Here is a 3,282-nt window from a genome sequence, read left to right as displayed (position 1 = left end):
GGATACTCTGCAACTGTTTTCACACAGCTTTCTGATATCGAAGAAGAAACCAACGGACTGATCACTTACGATCGTAAAAAGATTAAAATGAATCCGTTGATCGTACAGAAATGGAATACGAAGCTGAAGAAATCTTTACGAAACTAACTGTTAAACCTATATTTATCTGATGAAACAAAAAACAGAAGCCATGCAATCTGTTTTCTATACACTGCATAGCTTCTGTTTTGTTTTCTTAAGCGCCAGCTTCAGAATTTATTTCCAGCTGACATTTACGTTTCGCATTTAAATTAGTTATTACTGCTGATTCCATTTACAGCAATTAGTTTGCTGCTTCCTCGTCAGCTGCCGCATCGGTCTCAGCCTCTGCATCTTCCACATTGTCTTCTGTCTTGATCAGAGAAACGAAAAGTGTCTCAGCGATAGGCTGAACATCATCAGATTTCGGTCCGATCTGAACATTGTACATCATTCCCTCAGCATCCTCCAGGAAAGCGATTCCGTATGTACTTTCAGTCTCGAAGGAAACTGCATAGAGTCCGTTAATGCAAACCTTCTCAACATCTTCATACTCTGTAGCCAGCTCATCAGCCATGGAATACAGATCATACTCTGTTCCAACATCTGTAGCGGTCACTACCATGTTCACGCCTTCTTCAGAATCCGGATCCTGTGCCTGGAACATAACACCGTCTGCTGCATCTTCATCTGAAATTTCCAGAACATCCCAGTTACTTGGTACATAGAGATCGAATCCCGGCTCAAAAGATAACCATGTTCCTTCATATGCAGCTTCATCAAGCATGTCCATTGTTAATTCTGTAATCTCATCATCTGCAGTCTCAGTATCTTCTGCTGCATCTGCCTCAGCCCATACAGGAGCAGAAAATCCGGTTACCATTGCTGCGGTACATAACATAGCCATAACTTTTTTCCAGTTTTTCATTTTTCTACCTCACTTTTATCATATTTTGTGATATTATATAGAGGACCTAAAAAGTTTATAATACTTTCTAACGCCTCATCACCTTGAGGTTACTATATCCGATTTATTTTGAAAAAACAATATACATGGGATGAAATGACACTTTCAGTGATATTTTGATGTTCCTGTTCACAGCAACATTTTGATTTACTGCAGATTTTCATTCTTTTGGAGGATTTCAGCATTGAACATTGCAATAATTGATGATGTGCAGCAGGATCTTGATGCACTTGCAGAAGCTGCCCGGGAACATTATAAACACAGACAGATATCTATCCAATTATATACCTTCTCTTCACCTGAAGATTTCTGGAACAGCTATTCTCCCGGCAGTTATGACCTGATTTTTCTTGATATCTACATAAAGCAGGCCAATGGTATGGACTTGGCCGCCCAGCTTCGGGAAAAAGGCGACTCCTGTGCTCTTATTTTTGTTACCAGCAGCGATGCTTTTGCGGTTGCCAGTTACGACGTGCAGGCAGCTTATTATCTTCTGAAGCCTCTTGATACAAACAAGCTCACAAAGGTATTGGACTCCATTCAGATCAAGCGTGCACAGGATACACGATATATAGAGGTGATCTGCGACCGTACCCTTCTACGTGTTCCTGTAAAAACCATTTTATATGCAGACACCTTTCACAATGCTGTCCAGCTTCACACAGACGCAGGAGTTCTGCGCACATACCTGACTTTCCAGAAATTCGAGGAACTGATTCACGATCTCCCCTGTTTTCTCTCCTGCTACCGCGGCTGTCTTGTGAATATGGACCGCATTTACAAAACACTGGAGGAGGGCTTTCTTCTGGACAACCAGGAAACCGTCCAGATCCGTAAACGGGGAGCTAACGCAATCAAGAAGGAATGTCTGAATTATCTTTTCTCGTAATACAAAAGTCTGCACAACTGGTTGCGCAGACTTTTTATGTGGAAGAAAGCCCCGGCAGACTTCCTCTGCTTGTCAGCCGGCCTTATCAGAAAGCCGCAAATTCATATCTTCCAGTGGAATAAACACGTTCGCCCGGAATACACCGTTTCCTGCAGAAAAGTCGGCATATCCGCCATATTTCTCTGCTGTTTTGGAAACAGAAGCAATTCCAATTCCCTTCCCACTGTGACTTGTGGAATAAAAAACTGCCCCATTTCTCTGAACTTCTCCTGCATAGGTATTTTCAATATTGATCAGAAGTTTTCCCATTTTTACTTTGCAGATGCAATTTACGTAAGCCTCATCTGCGTTCTCTTCTTTTTGCACTGCTCTCACTGCATTTTCCATCAGATTACCAAAAATCCTGCAGATATCCAGATCCGAGACTTTCATTTTCTCTGGAACTTCTAATGAATATTTGTACTTTATGCCTTTTTGCTCCAGCTGCGACGCATAGTAATGTAAGATTGCATCTACAGACATGTTCCTGCAATAACATACAGGTGTCTGCAATTTTTCGGTGCTCTCCTGAGCGAACTGATGAAAATACTCTTTCAGTTCTTCATAATGCTCTTGTTCCAGCAGCATGGAAGCAGTACGGATATACTGTCTGAAGTCATGTCTTGTACGGCTTGCCTCTTCCAGTGCACCAGTCAATTTCTCATAATGCTCCTTTTGCATAAGCAGACGCAATTCCATCTGTCTGGACTGTTCTTCATAGATCAGCCGCATCCGATAGCCTTCTGTCAGTTCTCTCCAGAGAAGCATTCCAAATATACCTGTCAAAATGATGCCGCCCCATTCCGGAAACCAGCCGCCAATAATTGGATCATACAAAGACCATATGCGGTCTGCTGCCAGAGATACTGCGTAAATGACGGTTCCTGCAAGAAGAGAAATGCCCTGCATCCCTTCCGTATAGAAAAACGCAGTTAAAACAAGGCATACAGCGGTAAACCATTTCAGCACCTCTGTTGCCGCTGAAATACCATAAGAAAGAGCTGCGGTCTCCATTCCCCCTGCAAAAATCCCTGCAAGTGTAACCCCAAGACCTGCCACAGCTGTAGCAAGAACCCCCCATACCATCCACTTATACTTTTGCCCGGTGATCTCATATTCCAGCAAAAGCATTGCCGGAAAAGTGAGAAAATAGAACAGCATTTCAACGGAGAACCAGGGCTGTACTCCTAGCGCCAGATATGTATGCAGAAGGGGATAGCAGGTATACCCAAGCACACAAAGACATACTCCTGCAAAAAGTGCATTTGCCTTGCTTCTGGTTTTAAAAAATACCCATACGGAAAAGGTCAGCACCAGAATGATTAAGGTAAATGCAGAGGAATTGATAAGCACCGATATTCCCCTTATG

General features: G+C 42.7%; 3 protein-coding genes. 1 reads left to right on the top strand and 2 read right to left on the bottom strand.

Annotated features, from left to right (window positions below; all coding sequences use genetic code 11):
• Positions 1-322: 322 nt before the first annotated feature.
• Positions 323-946, bottom strand: a complete 624-nt coding sequence (locus AB5642_RS20050; RefSeq protein WP_173718141.1) for a hypothetical protein — start codon at positions 944-946, stop codon at positions 323-325.
• A gap of 223 nt (positions 947-1,169) precedes the next feature.
• On the opposite strand from AB5642_RS20050, the gene AB5642_RS20045 reads away from it, so the two are divergent.
• On the top strand, positions 1,170-1,874 hold the full coding sequence (locus AB5642_RS20045; RefSeq protein ID WP_173718140.1) for a LytTR family DNA-binding domain-containing protein: 705 nt from the start codon (positions 1,170-1,172) through the stop codon (positions 1,872-1,874).
• A gap of 72 nt (positions 1,875-1,946) precedes the next feature.
• On the opposite strand, the gene AB5642_RS20040 is transcribed toward AB5642_RS20045, so the two are convergent.
• The coding region (locus AB5642_RS20040) for a GHKL domain-containing protein (protein ID WP_368371943.1) at positions 1,947-3,282 on the bottom strand (1,336 nt) is incomplete at its 5' end.

Origin of the sequence: Ruminococcus sp. 1001136sp1_2201st1_G3_2201SCRN_220225 (genome assembly GCF_040924365.1) — a bacterium.
In the GTDB taxonomy this organism is placed as follows: Bacteria; Bacillota; Clostridia; order Lachnospirales; family Lachnospiraceae; genus Blautia_A; species Blautia_A faecis.
This window is presented reverse-complemented; position numbering and strand designations above follow the sequence as displayed.

Coding starts and splice junctions, on each gene's coding strand:
- AB5642_RS20050 (WP_173718141.1), bottom strand. CDS start 946: ATGAAAAACTGGAAAAAAGTTATGGCTATGTTATGTACCGCAGCAATG.